The organism is Fictibacillus marinisediminis (genome assembly GCF_023149135.1).
Classification (GTDB): Bacteria; Bacillota; Bacilli; order Bacillales; family Fictibacillaceae; genus Fictibacillus_C; species Fictibacillus_C marinisediminis.
On sequence record NZ_JAIWJX010000002.1, the window covers coordinates 2560256 to 2579349 of the forward strand.

Genomic DNA, 19094 nt, shown 5'->3' on the forward strand with positions numbered 1-19094 from the left:
CCTTGCAAGAACCGTGCCAACGGTTTTCCTCCTTTAAAATTGGCTGAATTGTTATTTTTACTATGAATATAATTGCACACTGTGAATAAAAATGCATGCATTTTCATTCATCCTGGCTTATTCCATACTTTTCAAGTTTGTAGTAGAGGCTTCGCAATGAAATGCCGAGTGCTTTTGCGCACTTGGTTTTATTGCCCTGGACACTAGTTAACGTATCCTGCAGGATGTCTCTTTCAACTTTTTCCATCTGCAGCGCTAAGGGTTTTATCTCTTCAGCCAGTATGGGGCGAGACATTTGTTCCTCAGTTTTATCCAGCGATGGCAGATCAATATGGCTGGAGCTGATGGATTGTTCATGATGACCCATATGAATCATCGCTCTTCCGAGAACATTCTCCAACTCCCTGACATTGCCCGGCCATTCATACTGTTTTAGTATTTCTTCAGCCTGATTTGTTATTTCCTCAATATTTTTTCCATAATCCTGATTGAGCTTATGGATAAGATGGCTTGCCAATAGCCGGATATCCTGTTTTCTGGCACGTAAAGGTGGAATATAAATCGGCATCCGGTTCAGGCGGTAATAGAGATCTTCCCGAAAAGCACCTTCACCAATTTTCCTTTCCAAGTTAATGTTCGTGGCCGCGATGACCCTTACATTTATTGGAATGGACTTTGTTCCACCGACTCTCCTTATTTCCTTTTCCTGAAGCACTCGAAGCAGTTTGGCCTGCATGGCTGGAGCCAGTTCACCGATTTCGTCCAAAAATATACTTCCTCCGTTGGACTCTTCAAACAGCCCTCTTTTCCCTCCGCGCAATGCGCCAGAAAAAGCTCCTTCATCATAACCGAACAGCTCACTTTCAAGAAGGGATTCTGATATGGCAGCGCAGTTGACCCTGATAAATTTATTGTACTTTCTGCTGCTCCCATTATGGATGGCGTGGGCGAAAAGTTCCTTCCCTGTTCCAGATTCTCCTCTCAGCAGTACGGTTGCGGGTGTTGAAGCGGCCAGACGGGCCTGATCGACGGCAAATTTCATTTCCTCAGACTCACCTTTTATATCTTCAAAGGAATATTTAGCTTCAAGCGTACGGATAATTTGCCGGGCACGGCTCAGCTCCTCAGTAAGGGATTTAATTTCCGATACATCATGGATCACGCCGACACTTCCCTTTAGCACACCGTCTACAATAATAGGAGCCACGTTTACGATAACATCGCGCCGCTGCGGCCCAACCTTTAGCCGGGCACCTCTGACAGGCTTTCTCGTTTTAAGGACCTGCATATGTATACTCTCACCTTCAGAGATATCAATCGTAGCAGGCTTTCCGATCACTTTTTCTGATGTGAGTCCGGTAAGCTTCGTATAGGCAGGGTTAATCATCAACCCTTTTCCTTCTTCATCAACAACCGAGATTGCTTCTTCAGAAGACTGAATAATCGCATGAAGCATGGACTGGATGCTTTTCAGATTGGTGACTTCCTCTGCAAGATCAATCATTTCGGTGATATCCTTAAATACTGCAAATGCACCCATCTTGTTGCCAAAATCATCAATAATCGGGATTCGGGTTGTAATAATTTTTGTGCCATTGTCCAGTATCTGTTCCTGGTTGATTTCTTCCTTGCCATCGGACATTACTCTCTGCAGCTGGCTGTTGGGGATCACTTCATGCACAGGATGGCCAAGTACATCTTCTTTCTTGCTTCCCGTCATTTTTTCTGCACTCTTATTAAATAAAGTGACAGATAAATTTTCATTGATGGCAATCATTCCATCATGTGTCGAATCAAGTATGGTATTAATCTTATGGAGTTTGCTTTTATAAGAAGGGATATAATGTTCACTCGCAGACAGCGTCTGGCAGAACTCCCAGGCAATTGAGGATGGTATAACACTGACCCGGTCCCCAAAATGAAGCATTGCCATTTGCCTTGGCAGTTGATTGGTAAAATCGATCAAAAAATCAACAGAACGGTCAGCAGCTCCATCCAAGCTTTCTTCGATCGGGATATTAAATTGCTCTGCCAGCCGATTTAATCCTTCAGAAGCAGAGGATTTTAAAATTATGGCACTGATTTGAATCAGGCGGGACGAAGCCAAAAGGAGTACCAAAGATTCAAGATGCTCCCCTGTCCCGTAAATAACTGCTTTTTGCATACCCAGCTCCTTAGTTTTGCAATTATTTTCACACCCTAATCATACGTTTTTATGAAAAGGTTTGCAAGATTGGAATTTTCATCGACACCCAACTACAACTGCAGTAAAATGAAGGAGGAAAAGGAGAGGATAACCATGCAACGTTTAATTGCTCTGCTCATTATGGTGATCCCGGGAATTGCAGGTGTAGTCGGAATAAAATTAATGAGAGATGTTTTGTTTGGCATTCATTACGGATTCGGTGCTCTATGGCTTCAGTTTGCCGCCGGTTTAATCCTGTTTGTCTGCGGTCTGTCATTTGTAGCCGGCTTTGTATTTTACCGTGACCGAAAAAGAAATAAAGTTCAGACCCGTTTCCAAAAAAAATAGTCCGCAGAAGAACCATTCTTCCATGGACTATTTTTTATTGCACAAAAAAACAGAAGACTCATGCGGAGCCTTCTGCGGAATAAGGAGGTATACATTCAAAGGCTAGGAAGGAATTGAATACAAGTTCGTTCTCCCTATTCCCAAAGCCAGGGCGTTAATTTAAACGGTCATACTGGACTTATGTTCGATTCTCAGCTTGTCTGCGACCATGGCGATAAACTCAGAATTGGTCGGTTTTGCTTTTGACATGGACACCGTATAACCGAACAGGGATGAAATACTGTCGATGTTGCCTCGGCTCCACGCTACCTCAATAGCATGGCGGATCGCACGTTCGACTCGGCTGCTCGTTGTATTGAACTTTTTAGCGATATCAGGATAGAGGACCTTTGTAATGGATCCTAGCAATTCAATATCGTTGTATACCATTGATATGTCTTCACGCAGATACATGTATCCTTTAATATGGGCAGGAACCCCAATTTCGTGGATGATGCTCGTGATGCTCGCGTCAAGATTCCGCGGCTGTTTCATTGTATTTAATGCTGCTGACCGAGCGGATGATGGACGCTGTACAAAAGACTTTTCCGTTCCGCTGATCTGGCGAATCTGACTAGCGAGATTTTCCATATCAAACGGTTTCAATATGAAGTAAGAAGCACCAAGTTCCACTGCTTTTTTTGTTACGTCCTCTTGGCCAAATGCCGTCAGCATAATGACGTTTGGCTGCGGAAGATGATCGTTTGAACGAATTCTTTCAAGTACTGCAAGCCCGTCAAGATGAGGCATGATAATGTCCAGTACAAGGACATCAGGATTTTTATCTTCAAGGACGTTCAGGCACTCCTGACCATTGAAAGCGACACCAATCACTTCCATATCATCCTGATTTGCCAAATATTCTTTTAACAAACTAATTAATTCACGGTTATCGTCAGCTAAACAAACTTTTATTTTTTGCACGGATATTCCTCCCTATCCAACATTTTCTTCGTTTCTCTTATAATATTTCCACAAAAAACCTGTTTTCCCTTTATTTTTTCTCAAATTTTTAATTTTGGTTAATATATCACATTTTCTCTTCAATTATCTTAGATTTTCGACACTATATCAGTTTTCTTAACCACGCTTGTCGAATTTTCTTTATCTACTATGTATTGTATAAAATATTCATACAAATGTCTATGAAAAGGAGAAGGTTTTTCCTTTTGATGGAAAAGAAAAAAGCAGGGAGGCTGCTTTTAACTCGCCTTCTGCTTTTGTTTTCCATATATATTAATTCCTGCTTCATCCAGCATCCATTCAATATGAACACCATACCCTGAAGTCGGATCATTTACAAACACATGAGTAACCGCACCAATGAGCTTTCCGTTCTGGATGATCGGGCTCCCACTCATCCCCTGAACGATTCCGCCTGTTGTTTTCAAGAGCTTCGGATCGGTAATTTTTATGACCATTCCTTTTGTTGCAGGGAACTTTTGAGGAACTGAACTGACAACTTCCACTTGGAATGCCTGCACTTTCGTTCCGTTAACGACCGTCAGGATCTTGGCGGGTCCTTCTTTTACTTCATCAGAGAAAGCAACCGGCAGGGGTTTATCCCACCGTCCGTTTGATAAACCGTCATTCAGCTTTCCAAATATACCGAATGGACTGTTTCTCGAAATACTTCCAATGCTTTCATTTTCGTCGGAAAAACGCGCTAATTTCTCGCCAGGATGACCATTGCTTCCTTTTTCGATAGAAGTAACGGTTGATTTTAAAATTTCTCCTTTGTTCACGACTATCGGCTGCTTCGTATCCATATCTGAGATCACATGGCCAAGTGCTCCATACTTATGTGACTGAGGATGAAAGAACGTCAGTGTTCCGACTCCTGCGGCAGAATCTCTGATATATAACCCGATACGATAAGACAAGTCGTGCTTATCCTGGAGCGGCTGTAATGTTCGATGGTACGTTTTTTTGTTTCTGATCACTGTTACATCCAGCATGCCGCCTGATTTACCTGCTTTTCTTACAAATGGGGCAACATCTCCCATTTTTGCAATGCTTTCACCGTTGATTTTAGTAATAATATCACCAACTTGTATATCTGCGATTTCACCAGGTGATCTTTGTCCTTTTTTAGTATCTACAAGATGATGGCCTACGACCAAAACACCTAAGGTATTCAATTTAACCCCGATTGATTGCCCCCCTGGCACCACTTTCAATTCCGGCAATACACTTATCCCCATTTTTTTCACCGGAAAGCCGCCTGCTTCGAGCGTGACCACAGAATCACCATCCTCATGAGCATTGACTGAAAATGAGTGTCCGCCACTCGATTTGCCTATTGAAAAGATTACATTTGTTCCATTTGCTGAAGCAACCTCAGTTCCCGCAGGAAGGTTGGAAACGATACGATCCTGACCTTTAAACACCTTTAGGGCTGAAGGCAGGCCTACATAATCCTGGACCGGCTCAAGGAAACCAATTCCCACCAGGCAACCAAGGAGAATCACACCTAAAATCCGCCTTAATTTATCTTTAACCATCTTTCACTCTCCTCGCTCCTTACCCACACCTCCAACATGGCTGTACTACTAATTTTGCCTTAGAACTGTAAGATTATAACCGCTTAAAAAGAAAAAGCTATCCTTAAATGGATAGCTTTACATACGTATAATGCCCAAAATGACTTTGACGCTTATGATGTTTTTTTAATTTCTTCGGCAAGGTCAAGCAGTTCCCTTGCATGTTGTTTTGTCAGCTCTGTGATCTCAACTCCGGAGATCATTCTTCCGATCTCATTGACTTTTTGTGTTGTTTCCAGTGAGACGACATGTGTCGTCGTCCTTTTCTTCGACGTTTCTTTGGAGATATGCAAATGAGTATCCGCCATGGCTGCCACCTGCGGAAGATGAGTTATACAAAGCACCTGAGAACCTTCTGAGACCCGGAAGATTTTTTCAGCAATCGCTTGTGCGACACGCCCGCTTACCCCTGTATCCACCTCATCAAATATAATTGCAGTAATTCCCTGATGATGTGAGAAGATGGATTTCAGCGCCAGAATAACACGGGAAAGTTCTCCTCCAGAAGCCACTTTTGCCAGCGGCTTCAATGGTTCTCCAGGATTAGTGGAGATGAAGAACTCCACTTGATCAGAGCCATATTTACCGAAATCCTGTTCACGCATTTGCTCGGTTTCATGCTGCAATGAAGTAATCTTTATGTCGAAGACAGTCTTCTCCATATACAGTTCTTTTAATTCTTGAAGAATTTCAGAAGTCAGGCGCTCGGCAAGGTTCTTTCTTTTTTTACTAAGCTTTTGAGCATTTTTCTGAAGGAGTTTTTCCTGTTTTTGAAGCTGCTGTCTTATTGCTTCGATATTGCCGTCCTTATTCTGCAGAATATCTAATTCTTTTTCAATCTTAGATGCATATTCCAATATCTCATTTACAGTGTTGCCATATTTTCGTTTCAACTTGCTGATTTCATTCAATCTCGTCTCTATAAAGTCCAGTCTTGCCGAATCAAATTCCATGGTTTCAAAATAGTTACGAATGGAAAAAGCCGCTTCTTCCAGTGCATAAAAATGATTTGCCACATTCTCCTGCAGCTGGTTCAGCTCATCATCGAGATGGGAAATATTCTGAAGATGGTTCAATGCGACAGAAACGTGTTCAATCCCTTTTTGTTCACCATACAGCGACTGATAAGAATCCTGAAGGCTGTTAAAAAGCTTCTCATAGTTCCCGAGCTTCAGTTTCTCTTCCTGCAGTTCTTCGTCTTCATTGGGCAATAGTTCGGCGCTGTTGATTTCTTCAAGCTGATATTGGATCAGATCAACCCTTTGGTTCATCTGCTGTTCGTTTTCTGTCAGATTTCTTAACTGCTTTCTCAAATCCTTATATTCATAATATACGGATTGATATTGGCTGATGAGAAGTTCCATATCATCATCGCCAAAGCTGTCGAGCAGCGATAGATGCATCTCAGGCTGCATTAAGTATTGTGTCTCATGCTGCCCATGGATATCAACCAGAGATTGCCCGAATTCTTTTAAAAGAGACAGCGTCACAAGCTTCCCGTTAATCCTGCATACACTTTTGCCGGACTCCATAATGTCCCTTTTTAAAACGACCATTCCATCCTGTATATCGATCCCCAATTCTTCAGCTTTTGAAAAAACGGGATGAGGAGCATCCACTAAAAATAACCCTTCAATCTCCGCTTTTGGTGTTCCATAGCGTACGAACTCTGAGGAACCTCTCCCTCCGATCAATAGACCGATGGCATCAATAATTATTGATTTTCCGGCACCAGTTTCCCCGGTTAGCACGGTGAGCCCTTTATTGAAGGAGATGGTTAATGCATCAATAATCGCAAAATTGCGGATGCTTAATTCTGCCAGCAATTACATCACACCTTACTTTTTAAGCTTTTGAGGTTAGAAACCCATTGATTTTACAGCATGTCCAGAAACCGCTGCGACACGTCGGGAGAAACATCTTTCGAACGGCATATTACCAGAATCGTATCATCACCGCAGATGGTTCCCATAATCTCTTCCCAGTCCAGATTATCGATCAGGGCACCAATCGCGTTGGCATTACCGGGCAGCGTTTTCATAACAATTAAGTGATCAGCCTGGTCGATGCTTACAAAGCTGTCGATCAGTGTCCGTCTTAGCTTTTGCAGCGGGTTGAAACGCTGATCTGCAGGCAGGCTGTATTTGTATCTTCCGTCTGACATCGGCACTTTTACAAGATGCAGTTCTTTAATATCACGGGAAACCGTAGCCTGTGTCACATTAAAATGAGCATTGCGAAGCTGCTCGACCAGGTCATCTTGTGTCTCAATTTCTTTATGTGTAATGATTTCTCTTATTTTAATATGACGTTGGCCTTTGTTCACGTCTTTCACCTCATTTAATATCAATTGAAGCCCAAATTCTTAAGTCATCTGCTCTTATCTTATAATATTGTCCGGTACTTGTACATTCTTTCTCTATTCTTACAATAACCACTATGAACAAAAAAATAACCCGTATCACTGATTTGTAATACGGGCCATTGTTTATTTATTCTTCTGCATCTGTTTTTTTGAATTGAAGGTGAGCCTCCGAAACGACTTTCGCAATATCATCCTCTTGAAAGGTATCTGCTGTTTCTTCTTCAGACTTTAAGTGAACAAGAAATTCGATGTTTCCTTCCCCGCCAGTTATAGGAGAAAAAGAAAGATGCTTAACACTGTAGCCTTCGTTGCGGGAAAATCGGATGATTTCTCCGATAACCCGTTCGTGGATAGCAGGATCTCGTACGATTCCTTTTTTGCCAACATCCGCTCTCCCGGCTTCAAACTGAGGCTTGATCAAAGCCATGACCTCTCCGCCCGGTTTTAAGATGGTCTTAAGAACTGGCAGAATCAGTTTTAACGAAATGAACGAAACATCAATCGTAGCAAATTCCGGCAGACCGAAGGCAAGATCCCCCGGTTTGACGTACCGGAAATTTGTTTTTTCCATTACAGCTACACGTTCATCCTGTCTGATTTTCCAGGCAAGCTGATTGTATCCGACATCAAGGGCATAAACAAACTCCGCCCCATTTTGGAGAGCACAATCGGTAAACCCACCGGTGGATGCCCCGATATCCAGAACTATTTTCCCTTCAAGGTTCAAGCTGAATGCCTTGATCGCTTTCTCCAGTTTTAAACCACCCCTGCTCACGTATGGCAGTGCATTGCCCTTTACGGCCAGAGGGGCTTCAATATCGATCTTTAAACCCGGTTTGTCTAATCGCTCGCTTCCCGAATAGACAAGCCCGGCCATTATTGAACGTTTTGCTTTTTCCCTCGTCTCACTCAAACCCCGTTCAACAAGCAAAACGTCGATTCGTTCTTTCTTCATGTATATAGACCCTTTTTCTTTTTTTCTAGAACGAGCTTTTTCGTTCGTTCTACAACCGCTTCTGTCGTCATCCCGATCTCTTCAAGCAGCTTTGTTACACTCCCATGCTCAATGAAGCAATCCGGTATTCCCATCCTGTCTACCATAGTTGAGTAGAACTGATGCTCGTTGGCATACTCAAGAACTGCACTGCCGAAACCGCCTTGCAGAACTGCTTCCTCGATTGTGAGGATCGGCAAACCTTCACGAAGGATTTCCATCATCATCTCATGATCAAACGGCTTAATGAAGCGGGCGTTGATCACCCTTGCGGAAACACCTTGTTTTGCAAGGATTTCCCAAGCTTCCAATGCCATCGGAACCGTTGTTCCAAATGTAAGAATGACGGCTTCATTGCCTTCTTTCAGCACTTCCCAGCTTCCGATCGGAATCTGTTCATATTCTTCGTCCAGTTCAACACCAAGTCCGTTACCTCTCGGGAAGCGGATCGCGATAGGTCCGTCGTCGTATTGGACAGCAGTGTGAACAAGGTGTTGCAGTTCGTTTTCATCTTTCCCCATAGCGATCACCAGGTTTGGAATATGGCGCATGAACGCTATATCAAATACACCCTGATGGGTCTCTCCGTCCGCACCTACAAGTCCGGACCTGTCCACAGTAAGAATGACATTAAGGTTCTGCCTTGCAACATCGTGCAGAAGCTGATCATAGGCCCGCTGAAGGAAGGTCGAGTAAATGGAAAGTACCGGCTTCATATTCTGTGTAGCCAGTCCTGCAGCCATCGTCATCGCATGCTGTTCTGCAATCCCTACATCAAAAAGACGTTCCGGGAACTTGCTGCCATATCCTTCAAGCTGTGAACCGACCGTCATCGCTGGTGTAATCACAGCAATCCGATCGTCTTTTTCTGAAAGATTAGCGAGCGTATCACTAACCAGCCTGCTGTAAGATGGCGCCGCCTGTTTCGCTTTAATCTTCTCTCCGGATTCAATTTTATAAGGTCCAACTCCGTGCCAATGATCCGTAAGGTCCTGTTCAGCCGGTTTATAGCCTTTGCCCTTTTTCGTCAATACGTGGACAATGACAGGTCCTTCTGTCTTTTTCGCATAACGAAGGTTTTCTTCCAGATCAGAAAGGTCATGTCCGTCCACAGGGCCTAGGTAGGTATATCCCAGTTCTTCGAAGAACATTCCTGACACAAGCATGTATTTCAGGCTGTCTTTCACCCTTTCAGCAGTTGCTGCGAGCTTTCCGCCAAAAGCAGGGATTTTGCGGATCAGAGATTCCAGTTCATCCTTTGCTTTATTGTATTTCTTAGCTGTCCTCATGCGGCCGAGCACACTGTGCAGAGCACCGACATTCGGGGCAATGGACATCTCATTGTCATTTAAAACGACGATCAGATCTTTCTTCTCATGCCCGATATGGTTCAGTGCCTCAAGAGCCATACCGCCTGTCAAAGCGCCATCTCCAATAACGGCTACTACTTTTTCATCCGTCCCTTTCAGATCACGGGCGATGGCCATCCCCATAGCAGCTGATAATGAAGTAGAACTGTGTCCTGTTTCCCAGACATCATGTTCGCTTTCAACACGTTTCGGAAATCCGCATAGACCTTTATATTGGCGCAATGTATCAAACTGCGACGTTCTGCCTGTCAGCATTTTGTGGATATAAGCCTGGTGGCCGACATCCCAAATCAGCTTGTCCTTCGGGCTGTCAAAAACCTTGTGAAGGGCAAGTGTCAGTTCTATTACCCCAAGATTGGCACCGAGATGCCCGCCTGTAACAGAGAGCTTGCTGATTAAAAATTGTCGGATCTCCTGCGCAAGCTTCATAAGCTGTTCTTGATCGTAGGACTTCAAGAACTGAGGGTTTTGAATATCTTCCAGTTTCATGGAAAATCCTCACTTTCCAATTTAATTCCTTCTCTTTCCTCTATTAGAAGAAGTATCAAATAGTTTAATCTTTAATTTTTCCTCAAAAAAATTTATTAAACGGCCCACTTGAAAAATAATGGCTGTGGCATGATGGATCGCATACGATTTTCCGAACGCTTTTCCGCCAACCGTTAGAGCCGCAATAACCCCGGTAAATAAGATGGAAACGGTATGTTCAAACACCGTTCCTTCTCCACGCCCAAGGTTCATAGTCAATTCAACAATTACCGCGGCCGAAGCCGTCCCGCTGATAATGCCTGATATATCTCCAATCACATCATTGCAGAAATTGGCTACCCTGTCAGCATTCCTTGTAATTAGTATGGCATGTCTGGCACCCGGCACCTTTTCAGATGCCATGGCATGAAAGGGAACTTCATTAGCTGCTGTTGATGCCACTCCAATAATATCAAAAAATACCCCAATAAGAACAATAATTAACACAATCACCATACCCATGCCCCATGATACACCACTCAGCAGCAGGGTGGAAGCTACTGAAAAAATTGCCGCTAACACGAGCGTGATAACGGCAATGCCTGTACTCCATTTTAGCGATTTATGAAAAGAATGTTTCATAAAATCTCCCTAAATATAATGAACGCCTTACGCCAAGATCAAACGTAAGGTTCCATTTAAATTATGTAAGAGGAGTGGTCATTCAAAAAGTAAACGCTGCGGCTTAGGTCCAGTAGGTTTTCCCAAGAGGAAACGGAAATGTCGCCATCTCCGCGGTTTCCCTTTACTTCCTCCTTAACGATGTCGCCAAACGTTAGACTGGATTGCCACTTAGTCCGCACTATAATCCTTTTTGAATGTCGGCTGGAACAGTCTAGGAGTTTTCCTCAACAGCCCTTCCCCATTTCCCTAGCCTCTTTTGCAGAGATGATTTCATATAGCATGAACAGATTTCAGGCGGCCAACCATCCATCGTCCCTATGACCATAATCCCCTCAAGCTCCACTCAAGGCAGGCTACGCTGCATGTTTCCGCTGTTCGCAGAACATAAACAGGTTCAAACCCCATTTCACAGCAAGGTATTAGAACGCAAGCCGTAAAGATGGGGGTCTCCGCGGAAGCAGGGTCAACGCCCACATGCCATTGTGGATCGCCCTGCGACCTTAACTCCCAGCGTTAACCCAAGGCTGGGCGCCTCAAGCCAACACCAGGAACTTCATCGATGTGCCCTTTGGCGGATTTTTAGGCCCGCCTTCAAGAATGGGAGACTGACTAGAATACTGCACCACTCCAAAGTATTTTCTATCATACCATAAATCTCGAGTACCAACAATACGGCTGAAACACTAGTGGTTTCTATTTACAATATAATCCGTGATCCCTTCAAGTATAACCAGATCCACTTTTGTTTTCCGAAGATTATCTTTAGCCAGCTTGATATGATGAGCTAGCTGTATTTTGGCTCCCTCAAGAGTCAGAAGTTTTGGATAGGTGCTTTTATAGTTATGTTCATCGCTTCCCGCTTGTTTGCCCATGAGCTGGGAATCGCCGGTCACATCAAGAATATCATCCTGTATCTGGAAAGCGATTCCCAGATGCCGGCTGAACGCTCCGAGGCGCTCGAATTCTTCAGCATCCGCATCTGCCAGTACAGCGCCAAAAAGAACAGATGCTTCAAGCAATCGCCCAGTTTTCCTTTCATGGATCGATTGCAGTTCCTCAAGCGTAAGTTCCTGATTTTCTGATTCCATATCCACTGCTTGTCCGGCGACCATTCCCTCTGCCCCGGATGCTTCTGACAGAATGGTAAGAAGGGCCACTTTCTGTACCGGGGTATACGTGCTGCTGCCAGCAATCATCTGAAAACTGAACGTTAACAGTGCATCCCCTGCCAGTATGGCTGTCGCTTCTCCGAAAGTTTTATGGTTGGTCGGCTTGCCCCTCCTGTAATCATCATCATCCATACAAGGAAGATCATCATGGATCAATGAATATGTATGCACCATCTCCAGTGCACAGGCGGCTTCAAGACCAGCTTCCGAATTCTTTCCGAACGCATCAAGAACAGCCAATGTCAAGATGGGTCTCAGCCGTTTTCCTCCTGCTTGAAGCGAATAGAGCATGGAATCTTTTAATGGACCAGGAATGGATTTTTCAGCTAAAAAGGAAGGGAGATGATCATTGATGAGCTGCCTTTTGCCTTGCAGGTAATGTTGGATATCCATATTATTGATCTTCTTCCTGAATGATAAACGGTGCAGCATCTCCATTATCTTTCATGATGGTATCCATTTTCTTTTCAATGTTCTGCAGTTTAGAATGGCATACTTTCGAAAGAGCCATTCCCTGCTGAAACAGTTCTATGCTCTCTTCTAGAGGAACATCCCCTTCTTCCAAACGCTCAACGATTTGTTCAAGCTTTTCCATTGCTTCTTCAAAGGTAATATTATTTTTTTCAGCCATTGTTCTTCTCCTCCAATCCCCAAACCTGGCAATCCAGTTTTCCATCCTGCAGGCGAACCTTAATGGTATCTCCAGGCTGCACCTGGCTCACTTTTTTTACGAGCTGCTCGTCTTCCGTATATACAAGACTGTAGCCCCTTTCCATAACAGCCAGCGGACTCAATGCATTCAAGCGTGAAAGTTTGCTTTGAAAGCCTGACTGACCGCCCTTTACTTGCTGTTCCATGTATCGAATTAATGATTTCCTAAGCTTCAGCTGCTTCTCTTTCAATTTAAGGATCTGATCCCCAGGTGAGAAATAGGACAGCTGTTTTTGATTCTGGCTGATCCTGTTTTTCTGGCGCTCGATATTCCGCTGCATCTCTCTCGTCATCGCTTCAAGCACCCTGTCGAGCTCAACCTCTTTTTGCTTGATCAGCTGATCAGGATAGCGAAAGGCATATGACTTTTGCAGCCTTGACAGCTGCTGGCGATTTTGTGAGATCTGGTCACCCATCGCACGGGTCAACCTCAATTTGCGCTGAGCGAGCCTGTCTTCGAGCTCAGCGATATGAGGAACAGCCAATTCAGCAGCTGCAGTCGGGGTAGGCGCTCTTAAGTCAGCTACAAAATCGGCGATGGTAAAATCAGTCTCATGTCCGACAGCAGAAATAACAGGTATCGAGGATTGATAGATCGCCCTTGCTACCAGTTCTTCATTAAAAGCCCAAAGTTCTTCAATGGATCCGCCGCCCCGTCCAACAATCAAGACATTGGCAGAGCCTCTGTTCGCCTTTTCAATTGCATTTGCAATAGAAGCAGCCGCTCCAGCCCCCTGAACAAGTACAGGATAAACGGTTACTTTTGAAATGGGAAAGCGGCGTTTAATCGTTGTCAAAATATCCCTTACCGCTGCTCCGGTCGGTGAAGTGATGACCCCGATTTCATCCGGAAACGAAGGAATTTTCTTTTTCCGGGAAGATTCGAACAGACCCTCCGTTTCGAGCTTTTTTTTCAGCTCTTCATAAGCCAGAAACAAATTTCCTACTCCGTCTTTTTTCATAGTCCGGGCATACAGCTGGTATTGGCCCTGCGGTTCATATACCGAGATTTCGCCCTGAATCAGTACCTTCATCCCATCTTCGGGCTGAAAAGAAAGAAAGCGGTTATTGCCGGCAAACATCACGGCATTGACTCTGCTTTGTTCGTCTTTTAGTGTGAAATACAAATGACCGCGGCTATGTCGTTTGACATTGGATAGTTCTCCGCGGACCCAGACGTTATTGAGGTTGTCATCTTCTTCGAATACCCGCTTAATGTAACGGGTAACTGAACTTATCGTTACATAACGGTCATTTTGCATGAAACGTCTCCTTTTGATTTTGAGCTTACCGCATCTCCTGCAGGTACCCTATTTTGAAAAATGCTGGACAATCTTTACGAGAACACCGTTGACAAAACGGCCTGACTCTTCTCCTCCGAAGATCTTTGCAAGTTCGATCGCTTCATTCATGGATACATTAACGGGAATATCCCCATGAAACTGCATTTCGTAAACTGCGAGGCGCAGTACTGCCTTTTCAACGTTCGCTAAACGGGAGAAGCTCCAGTTCTCCAAATGATTGGCGATGATTTCATCTATCTCCTGTTTGTTTTCAACCGTACCAAACACGAGGGAATGAAGAAATTCGTCCTCTTTTTCTCCTTCTTCCAAAACATGTGCGATTGCAGCTTCCGGTTCAATATCACTGACCTCGATTTGGAATAAAGACTGAAATGCCTTTTCTCTTGCAAGTCTACGTTTCATTTTTTACTTCCTTTCTCGTTCGTACCTTAATATAAGTGAAATCATATCATATGTCCTTAAGAGTTAACAATCGCAAAAAAATAAAGGGGATATGAGAATCCCCTTTATCAGTATGCTTCAGGCGCTTCCAGCGGCTTTTCTTTTGTCTCAAACTGGACACCGACAACAAAAATGTTAATCTCACTTGCCTCAAGGGCTGTCATATTCTTGAGTCCTTGCCGGATATGGTCCTGGATACTCTGTGCCACTTCAGGTATAGAAACACCATAATTCATGATTACATATACACTGATGGCAATTCCTTCTTCTCCCAGCTCAACTTTTACGCCTTTGCTATGAGACTTTTTCCCGAAGCGCTCAGCTACACCTGTCGCAAAGTTGCCTCGCATTGAAGCAACACCTTCAACATCAGAAGCAGCGATGCTGGCAATCACTTCAATCACTTCGGGAGATATTTCCACTCGTCCAAGGTCAGATTGATGTTCTTCCATCTCAAATGTAAGCTCACTCATTGATTACACCTCCGTGCCTAATTTACAGACTTTGACGTCAAGTCGTGAATTTCTAAAAACTTAGTATTAAAGTCGCCGTTCACAAAAGTGGCATGATTTAAAAGGCGCAGATGGAACGGAATAGTGGTATGCACGCCTTCAATAACAAACTCATTCAATGCCCTTTTCATTCGGTCGATTGCTTCTTGTCTCGTATTGCCATATGTGATCACCTTCGCAATCATGGAATCATAATACGGAGGAATCGTGTAGCCCGGATATGCGGCTGAATCCACTCGGACTCCCAACCCGCCCGGAGGCAGGTACATTTCAATCTTGCCTGCAGACGGCATAAAATTCTTTTCAGGATTCTCTGCGTTAATCCGGCACTCGATAGACCAGCCCTGGAATTCAATGTCTTCCTGCGAAACACTTAAATGTTCACCAGAAGCGACACGAATCTGCTGTTTGATCAAATCAATGCCAGTTACCATCTCTGTTACCGGATGTTCAACCTGGATTCGGGTGTTCATTTCCATGAAGTAAAAATCACCGTTGTTATGATCGAAGATAAACTCAACCGTTCCGGCCCCTGAATAGTTTACCGCTTCTGCGGCCCTCACAGCGGCACTTCCCATCTCCTCACGCTTTTCCGGTGAGATGGCCGGTGATGGTGTTTCTTCTAATAGCTTCTGCAGCCGTCTCTGAATACTGCAGTCCCTTTCGCCAAGGTGGATAACATTTCCGTAATTATCAGCAAGAACCTGAATTTCAACATGACGGAAATCTTCAATGAACTTTTCAATGTAAACTCCCGGGTTTCCAAATGCTGTTGCGGCTTCCTGCTGGGTAATGGAGATGCCTTTAATCAGTTCCGCCTCCGTCTTTGCGATACGGATACCCTTTCCTCCGCCCCCGGCAGTGGCTTTAATAATAACAGGATAACCAATTTCTTCCGCAAGTTCAATTGCTTCTTCTTTACCCGAAATAATTCCGTTTGAACCAGGTACGATCGGCACACCCGCTTCTTTCATCGTTGCACGGGCAACGTCTTTGATGCCCATTTTATTAATGGCTTCAGCGCTCGGCCCGACAAACGTAACATTGCATTCAGCACAAATCTCAGCAAAATCAGCATTCTCCGCTAAAAATCCGTAGCCTGGATGAATGGCATCACTGCCTGTCAGCATCGCCGTACTCATGATGTTGGTGAAGTTTAAATAGCTGTCTTTAGAAGACTTAGGCCCAATGCAATACGCTTCATCCGCTAAACGCACATGCAGCGCATCCTTGTCCGCTTCTGAGTACACAGCGACCGTTTCTATGTTTAATTCTTTACATGCTCTGATGATCCGGACCGCAATTTCTCCCCGGTTGGCAACTAACAGCTTTTTAATCATAGTAGAAGACACCTCTATTCCGCTTTCACTAAAAAGAGGGGCTGTCCATACTCAACGAGCTGCCCGTTTTCAACAAGGATTTCTACGATTTCCCCGTTTACTTCTGCTTCAATTTCATTAAACAGCTTCATCGCCTCAATAATACATACGATGGAGTCTTTGCTGACTTTATCTCCTGATTTTACATAAGCAGGGTTTTCTGGTGATGGAGATGCGTAAAACGTACCAACCATTGGAGATTCAATCTTATGTAAGTTGGCATCTTCCTTTTTCTCAGTAACAGGAGCTTCTGCCGGAACTGAAGCTTCAGGAGCTGCAGAAGCTGCAGGAGCAAGCGGCGCTGCCTGAATGGCAGCCGGTGCATCAGCTGGTTCATATCCTTGCTGTACACTCGTTTCATTTTTCTTTAGGACGATTTTTTCACCGTCATTTTCATATTGGAATTCGTCAATACTGGATTTGTCAATTAGTTTAATCAATTCTCGGATTTCTTGTATTTTAAACACGCAAATTCCACTCCTTTTTCGATCTATACACGGTGTTGTCTACCGTAGTTTAGCACCTTCTATTGTTACCTGGTACTAGCAAAGCATATCATAATTTAGGTCTAAAGAATAGATTAAATCGCTTTACATGTACATACTACATGAAATCTTTCTGCATTGTAAGCGGTTGCTCTATTTTTTCTTTCAATAACATCTTGACCAACGTTACCAATTGCCATACTACCTGGAATAAATGGAAAAAAATAAAAAAACCGGGGCATGATCCCCGGCTTACTTTGCAGGTTTTTGAAACTCAACAGCCACTTGCTTGTTCCCCAGCTGTTCTTCAGCCTTTTTCATAATCTTAACCGCTTCTTTAGAAGAATGTTTTCCTTTTACAATGATTCTGACTTCATCATCCATCGTATTTACGAGAGCATCATCGTAGCCCATTGTTTTAATCAAGGTTTCCAATGTAGATTCTTTCATGGTCAGGGACTGCAGTTCTGAAATTTTAGCAAGCGCTTCCGTTTGAACCTCGGCTGTAGCATTTGGTGAAGCGATAGCCGCTGTATACTTGCTGCTAAGTTCGTCGCGTGATTCGTCTCTCTTCATGCGGAGAGCGGTAAATAAATCATCTCCTGCAGCGCTTGTAACGGCTGCTTCAGATCCTTTCTTGTTCTTTGCTGCCTGCTCCTGCTTAGATGACACTGTATTTTTTCCCTTTTCTAAATAAGCAAGGTCATCTCCCGATCCTGGAGCGGTGATATAGTATACGGACAGGACGATGATCAAGCTAAGCATTGTTAATAGCCAAACAGTTTGTTTCTTTAATAGCATTTTTTATTCCCCCTCAAATTTTTTCGGTATCACTGATACTCTGTCGCTTCCAATATCAAATACTTTTGTAACCGCATCTATGATCATTTCCTTTATGCGCAGGTTTTCCGCACCCTCTGCAGCCACGATTACACCACGGACTTTAGGCTTCTCCGTCGTTATGATGATGGGCCGTTCTTCATCACCGCTTTTAATCGTCACCACTTCTTCATCGGTTTTGATGTCATTGATCGTTCGCTCTCCGCCGTTCTTATCCGTTTCTTTGGTCGTCTGATTTTGCCTTCTCTCGTTCTTTTCAATCTCCTTGATCTCCGTAGTATCAAGAGTAACCATCACCCTGACCTTCTTAACACCGGAGATCTGTTCTAAAATGTCTTTCAACTGTGTTTCATAGTTATCTTCGTAAGCTCTGAACTTCTTTGAAGTAGAGGTCCCGGAGGATTTAAATACGGTTTTTGCTTCTTCCGGCGCCTTTATAGCAGCCGTCGGCAAGCTACCGTTCTCCGAAGATGGCGGGGTAAAAATTTTACTTGCGATCATAATGGCAAAACCAAGCAGCAGAAGAAGCCAGATATAAGGAGGCGGCCCTTTTTTGCCGTTGCCGCCGGGAAGCAGGTCCAATATTTTTTGAAGCGATCCCTTACTCTTACCCGCCATTTTCCTCTCCTCCTTCCGTAGAGATCAGTACGTTCTCTTTTTTCATCTGCCATTTCTTTGCTAGGAACGTTTGAACAGGATTAGCTTTAATTTGCGTTTCTTTTTCTTTCTGGACAGGTTGATCTGCGTTTATTTCCACATTCTTGACAGCCGGTACCATTATGTCTTTACTATCTCCGCCCTGCCCGATGATGACATGGACTGAATCTATGTCATTTGCTTTCAGCTTACCTTGAGCAGGTCCATTTTTAGGGATCAATTGCAGACTTAGTATCGTTACACCATAGTTTGCCTTCAACTCCTCTTTTACTAGGTTTTCCATGTGGACACGCGTTTGTTCTAAAATATATGCAGACTGGGAGTCTTGTATTTCTCTTTTATTCTTTTCTATCGAATTTTTTATATCATTCTCATTGAACTTGTGCTCAACACCGATCGCCTCGAATACTTTGTCCACATTGGATCCAGCAATTTTTAGTATCGGGTTGAGGATCGCCAGGATCAGAAGCAGTCCGACCACCATTTTGATATATTTTTGAAAACTGCTATTGGGTATGAGCAAATCTACGATGACAGCAAGGAGAATGATCAGAACGATATTTGAAATCCAGTCTGTCAAAAAATTCATCTTGGCCTCCT

19 protein-coding genes are annotated in these 19094 nt (G+C 43.8%); 1 reads left to right on the top strand and 18 read right to left on the bottom strand.

Annotated elements, in window-relative coordinates:
• Nucleotides 1-103: 103 nt before the first annotated feature.
• A complete protein-coding gene (locus LCY76_RS13615) occupies nucleotides 104-2164 on the bottom strand; it encodes a sigma-54 interaction domain-containing protein (protein WP_248253084.1) in 2061 nt (686 codons plus the stop codon).
• A 135-nt stretch (nucleotides 2165-2299) separates the two neighbouring features.
• Here LCY76_RS13615 and LCY76_RS13620 point away from each other — a divergent pair, with 135 nt between their 5' ends.
• Nucleotides 2300-2533 (top strand): DUF2627 domain-containing protein, encoded by a 234-nt coding sequence (locus tag LCY76_RS13620; protein WP_248253085.1) that lies wholly within the window; start codon nucleotides 2300-2302, stop codon nucleotides 2531-2533.
• A gap of 159 nt (nucleotides 2534-2692) precedes the next feature.
• Here the strand turns inward: LCY76_RS13620 and spo0A are convergent, their stop codons facing one another.
• The 17 genes from spo0A to spoIIIAF form a co-directional block, all read right to left on the bottom strand.
• Nucleotides 2693-3496, bottom strand: coding sequence for a sporulation transcription factor Spo0A (gene spo0A / locus LCY76_RS13625; RefSeq protein WP_248253086.1), 804 nt, complete (start codon nucleotides 3494-3496; stop codon nucleotides 2693-2695).
• A 278-nt stretch (nucleotides 3497-3774) separates the two neighbouring features.
• Nucleotides 3775-5076 carry a SpoIVB peptidase gene (gene spoIVB, locus LCY76_RS13630; protein WP_248253087.1) on the bottom strand — a complete coding sequence of 434 codons (1302 nt, stop codon included), beginning with the start codon at nucleotides 5074-5076 and terminating at the stop codon, nucleotides 3775-3777.
• Between the two features lie 152 nt (nucleotides 5077-5228).
• Nucleotides 5229-6941: a DNA repair protein RecN gene (gene recN / locus LCY76_RS13635; protein ID WP_248253088.1), complete on the bottom strand. Its 1713-nt coding sequence runs from the start codon at nucleotides 6939-6941 to the stop codon at nucleotides 5229-5231.
• Nucleotides 6942-6991: 50 nt separating this feature from the next.
• A complete protein-coding gene (ahrC, locus tag LCY76_RS13640; protein WP_053357937.1) occupies nucleotides 6992-7441 on the bottom strand; it encodes a transcriptional regulator AhrC/ArgR in 450 nt (149 codons plus the stop codon).
• A gap of 166 nt (nucleotides 7442-7607) precedes the next feature.
• Nucleotides 7608-8435 (bottom strand): TlyA family RNA methyltransferase, encoded by an 828-nt coding sequence (locus LCY76_RS13645; RefSeq protein ID WP_248253089.1) that lies wholly within the window; start codon nucleotides 8433-8435, stop codon nucleotides 7608-7610.
• Entirely contained in the window at nucleotides 8432-10333 is a 1902-nt protein-coding gene (dxs, locus tag LCY76_RS13650) for a 1-deoxy-D-xylulose-5-phosphate synthase (RefSeq protein WP_248253090.1), read from the bottom strand. Before dxs ends, LCY76_RS13645 begins: the two co-directional genes overlap by 4 nt.
• A gap of 21 nt (nucleotides 10334-10354) precedes the next feature.
• Complete coding sequence (locus LCY76_RS13655; RefSeq protein ID WP_248253091.1) at nucleotides 10355-10954, bottom strand: hypothetical protein; 600 nt, start codon at nucleotides 10952-10954, stop codon at nucleotides 10355-10357.
• 725 nt (nucleotides 10955-11679) lie between these two features.
• Entirely contained in the window at nucleotides 11680-12558 is an 879-nt protein-coding gene (locus LCY76_RS13660; RefSeq protein WP_248253092.1) for a polyprenyl synthetase family protein, read from the bottom strand.
• Nucleotide 12559: 1 nt separating this feature from the next.
• Nucleotides 12560-12796, bottom strand: a complete 237-nt coding sequence (locus LCY76_RS13665; RefSeq protein ID WP_248253093.1) for an exodeoxyribonuclease VII small subunit — start codon at nucleotides 12794-12796, stop codon at nucleotides 12560-12562.
• Entirely contained in the window at nucleotides 12789-14138 is a 1350-nt protein-coding gene (gene xseA / locus LCY76_RS13670; RefSeq protein WP_248253094.1) for an exodeoxyribonuclease VII large subunit, read from the bottom strand. Before xseA ends, LCY76_RS13665 begins: the two co-directional genes overlap by 8 nt.
• Nucleotides 14139-14186: 48 nt before the next feature.
• Nucleotides 14187-14582: a transcription antitermination factor NusB gene (gene nusB, locus LCY76_RS13675; protein ID WP_091004711.1), complete on the bottom strand. Its 396-nt coding sequence runs from the start codon at nucleotides 14580-14582 to the stop codon at nucleotides 14187-14189.
• Between the two features lie 107 nt (nucleotides 14583-14689).
• Complete coding sequence (locus LCY76_RS13680; protein WP_248253095.1) at nucleotides 14690-15094, bottom strand: Asp23/Gls24 family envelope stress response protein; 405 nt, start codon at nucleotides 15092-15094, stop codon at nucleotides 14690-14692.
• A gap of 17 nt (nucleotides 15095-15111) precedes the next feature.
• Complete coding sequence (gene accC / locus LCY76_RS13685; RefSeq protein WP_248253096.1) at nucleotides 15112-16473, bottom strand: acetyl-CoA carboxylase biotin carboxylase subunit; 1362 nt, start codon at nucleotides 16471-16473, stop codon at nucleotides 15112-15114.
• Nucleotides 16474-16487: 14 nt separating this feature from the next.
• The gene (gene accB / locus LCY76_RS13690) at nucleotides 16488-16979 is read right to left on the bottom strand and encodes an acetyl-CoA carboxylase biotin carboxyl carrier protein (protein WP_248253097.1); all 492 of its coding nucleotides are present in this window, start codon (nucleotides 16977-16979) and stop codon (nucleotides 16488-16490) included.
• Between the two features lie 270 nt (nucleotides 16980-17249).
• Entirely contained in the window at nucleotides 17250-17798 is a 549-nt protein-coding gene (locus LCY76_RS13695) for a SpoIIIAH-like family protein (RefSeq protein ID WP_248253098.1), read from the bottom strand.
• Nucleotides 17799-17801: 3 nt separating this feature from the next.
• Entirely contained in the window at nucleotides 17802-18455 is a 654-nt protein-coding gene (spoIIIAG, locus tag LCY76_RS13700; protein WP_053357926.1) for a stage III sporulation protein AG, read from the bottom strand.
• Nucleotides 18445-19083, bottom strand: a complete 639-nt coding sequence (spoIIIAF, locus tag LCY76_RS13705) for a stage III sporulation protein AF (RefSeq protein WP_248253099.1) — start codon at nucleotides 19081-19083, stop codon at nucleotides 18445-18447. The genes spoIIIAG and spoIIIAF overlap by 11 nt, the downstream gene beginning before the upstream one ends.
• Nucleotides 19084-19094 lie beyond the last annotated feature (11 nt).

Excerpts from the sequence above, each read along its gene's own strand:
- LCY76_RS13665 (WP_248253093.1), bottom strand. The coding sequence starts at position 12,796 with ATGGCTGAAAAAAATAATATTACCTTTGAAGAAGCAATGGAAAAGCTT.
- LCY76_RS13620 (WP_248253085.1), top strand. The coding sequence starts at position 2,300 with ATGCAACGTTTAATTGCTCTGCTCATTATGGTGATCCCGGGAATTGCA.
- LCY76_RS13680 (WP_248253095.1), bottom strand. The coding sequence starts at position 15,094 with ATGAGTGAGCTTACATTTGAGATGGAAGAACATCAATCTGACCTTGGA.
- LCY76_RS13695 (WP_248253098.1), bottom strand. The coding sequence starts at position 17,798 with ATGCTATTAAAGAAACAAACTGTTTGGCTATTAACAATGCTTAGCTTG.
- nusB (WP_091004711.1), bottom strand. The coding sequence starts at position 14,582 with ATGAAACGTAGACTTGCAAGAGAAAAGGCATTTCAGTCTTTATTCCAA.
- LCY76_RS13655 (WP_248253091.1), bottom strand. The coding sequence starts at position 10,954 with ATGAAACATTCTTTTCATAAATCGCTAAAATGGAGTACAGGCATTGCC.
- LCY76_RS13615 (WP_248253084.1), bottom strand. The coding sequence starts at position 2,164 with ATGCAAAAAGCAGTTATTTACGGGACAGGGGAGCATCTTGAATCTTTG.
- spoIIIAG (WP_053357926.1), bottom strand. The coding sequence starts at position 18,455 with ATGGCGGGTAAGAGTAAGGGATCGCTTCAAAAAATATTGGACCTGCTT.
- xseA (WP_248253094.1), bottom strand. The coding sequence starts at position 14,138 with ATGCAAAATGACCGTTATGTAACGATAAGTTCAGTTACCCGTTACATT.
- spoIIIAF (WP_248253099.1), bottom strand. The coding sequence starts at position 19,083 with ATGAATTTTTTGACAGACTGGATTTCAAATATCGTTCTGATCATTCTC.
- accC (WP_248253096.1), bottom strand. The coding sequence starts at position 16,473 with ATGATTAAAAAGCTGTTAGTTGCCAACCGGGGAGAAATTGCGGTCCGG.
- dxs (WP_248253090.1), bottom strand. The coding sequence starts at position 10,333 with ATGAAACTGGAAGATATTCAAAACCCTCAGTTCTTGAAGTCCTACGAT.
- spoIVB (WP_248253087.1), bottom strand. The coding sequence starts at position 5,076 with ATGGTTAAAGATAAATTAAGGCGGATTTTAGGTGTGATTCTCCTTGGT.
- LCY76_RS13660 (WP_248253092.1), bottom strand. The coding sequence starts at position 12,558 with ATGGATATCCAACATTACCTGCAAGGCAAAAGGCAGCTCATCAATGAT.
- LCY76_RS13645 (WP_248253089.1), bottom strand. The coding sequence starts at position 8,435 with ATGAAGAAAGAACGAATCGACGTTTTGCTTGTTGAACGGGGTTTGAGT.